General features: G+C 65.7%; 2 protein-coding genes. Both read right to left on the bottom strand.

What is annotated here, in order from left to right:
- Window positions 1-840 (bottom strand): ParB/RepB/Spo0J family partition protein (locus Q7J58_RS01590; RefSeq protein WP_304822457.1); only part of this gene is annotated, 840 nt, incomplete at its 3' end.
- Window positions 821-1678, bottom strand: a complete 858-nt coding sequence (locus Q7J58_RS01585) for a ParA family protein (RefSeq protein ID WP_304822454.1) — start codon at window positions 1676-1678, stop codon at window positions 821-823. The genes Q7J58_RS01590 and Q7J58_RS01585, both read right to left, overlap by 20 nt.
- Window positions 1679-1955: the final 277 nt, after the last annotated feature.

The raw sequence follows: 1955 nt of genomic DNA, 5'->3' as shown, positions 1-1955 counted from the left end.
CACCACGACCAACCCACCGTCCAGACTGGCCATCAGCCTCAGTGGTGAGGGCCGAGGCGAACGAGTCACAGGCTCGGGCGCAACGGGGGGTGATGGGTACCCCTTCACAGATTGGCCCTGGTCTGCGCCCAGCCCCAGACTGGCCTCCATGGATTCGATCAGCGCCGACGTTCCACGGCGGACACTGCCCGAACCTTCCGTGAGATCGTTTCGCAGAGCAGCGACACTCTCACGGGTGATGGCGTCCCGGTCTGATGCCCAGGCCTCGACGTACTGGGGATGCTGACCCGCCAGTTTGCGCAGGTCGTACAGTTCGGCCAGTCCCCGACAGCGACCGTCCCGGTATGCGGCCAGCAACCAGTCGGGTGGATCGATCAACGCCGTCGCCAGTGTCACGTACTGCCGGCTTTTGCCGATGGCCCGTGCGATGTCGGCCTGCGTCTGCCCCTGGTTCAACGCCCGTTGCACGAACAGCGCAATCTCCAGCGGGCTCAGGCCCTTGCGCTGTTCGTTCTCGATGAACTGGTCCACGCTGTTGGCGGTCTGGTCCACAAAGGCGGGTATCTCGGACAGTCCGACCCGCTTGCAGGCCCGCAAGCGCCGGGCGCCGAAGTTGAGCATCCAGCGACCAGGCTGTGTGGGGTGCGTGCGCACCGAGACGGGCTGGCGCACGCCACGCTCCCGGATGGTTTCGGCCAGTTCGTCCAGGCTCTGATCGTCGAACTCCTGTCGGGGCTGATCTGGGTCTTCGTCGATGGCGTCCAGCGGAATCCGCAAGGGGGTTCCGCCCTCGCCCCCAGTCGGCGGCAGCAGGTCGAGGCTATCCAGCGACAGGGCCATGATCCGCTCCATTGATGGGGGTGACGGGGGTTTTCTGTGTCGGCGCTCCATCCAGCACGGCTTTGGCGATCACGACCATGGCCACCTCGATCTCGCGCCAGGCGTCTCGCGCGGCGGTCTTCTTCATCTCCCACAGCACAAGGCCTTCCGCCTGCGCTTCGGCCACGGCCGAGCGGCGCGGCATGGACGCGTACTGTCCCGGCTTGGGTCCGTAGGGGATCAGGATGGGGTGGAACTTCTGCACCAGTTGCAAGAAGTTCTCCCGCTGAAACGGGTTGGCCTCCACCATCACCGGGAGCAAGCCGATCAGGTGCAGCTTCGGGTTGAGCATCGACGTGATCTTTCGCACCCCCACCCGAGGGTGGTTGAGCAGTGCGTGCACGCCGTCCAGGGCTTCCTGGTTGAGCTGGACCGGCGAGAGTACGAAATCGGCCGAGGCCAGCGCCGCGATCATGCGGATGTCCGGGTTGGGATTGGTGTCGATGAGGCAGACATCGAACCGGTCGTCCATGGCCTTGAGGAAGACCCTTAGGTGGTTCGCGAAATCGTTGTGCAGGCTGGGCTGGCGCTCCAACCCGGAGAGACCTTGGTCAGCGGCGACGAGGACGAAGTCCGCAGCCGGGATGACCGGACTCGCCTGCGTGAGCAAGGCGCTGGCCGGGACTTCGGCCACGGCCACGCGCTGGGACTTGCGCAACGGGTCGGAGAAATTGCCCTGGTGGTCCAGGTCGATGGCCAGCACGCGGCAGCCGAGTTTGCGGAAGTAGTGGGCCAGCAAGGTGGCGACGGCGGATTTGCCGACGCCACCCTTCTGGTTGGCGAGCACAAGGGTCTTCATGGGGTTTCCTCCAGCGCGACCGACAAGGGTGGTCGAGGCGGAGGACGTTTCCCGGGCGCCGCGCACGATGCTCCAGCGGCCGGGATCGCGCGAGCCGGCGCCGGCCGGCGAGCGCGTTTCGGAATTACACGCGCACGCACCGTCCGATGATGAGAGCGTTGCAGCGCATGGGCGGCGCTGGATTCGGGGTTGAACCCAGCACCGGCTTCGTTCAGACCTTGTGGATCAGGCCTTGAGCTTGCGCATCTCTTCGGCCAGCACCCACAACGCACGGTTC

Source organism: Hydrogenophaga sp. (genome assembly GCF_030656115.1).
In the GTDB taxonomy this organism is placed as follows: Bacteria; Pseudomonadota; Gammaproteobacteria; order Burkholderiales; family Burkholderiaceae_C; genus Hydrogenophaga.
Note: the sequence above shows the minus strand (reverse complement) of the source record. Positions and strands in the feature narration are given on the sequence as shown.

Excerpts from the sequence above, each read along its gene's own strand:
- Q7J58_RS01585 (WP_304822454.1), bottom strand. The coding sequence starts at position 1,678 with ATGAAGACCCTTGTGCTCGCCAACCAGAAGGGTGGCGTCGGCAAATCC.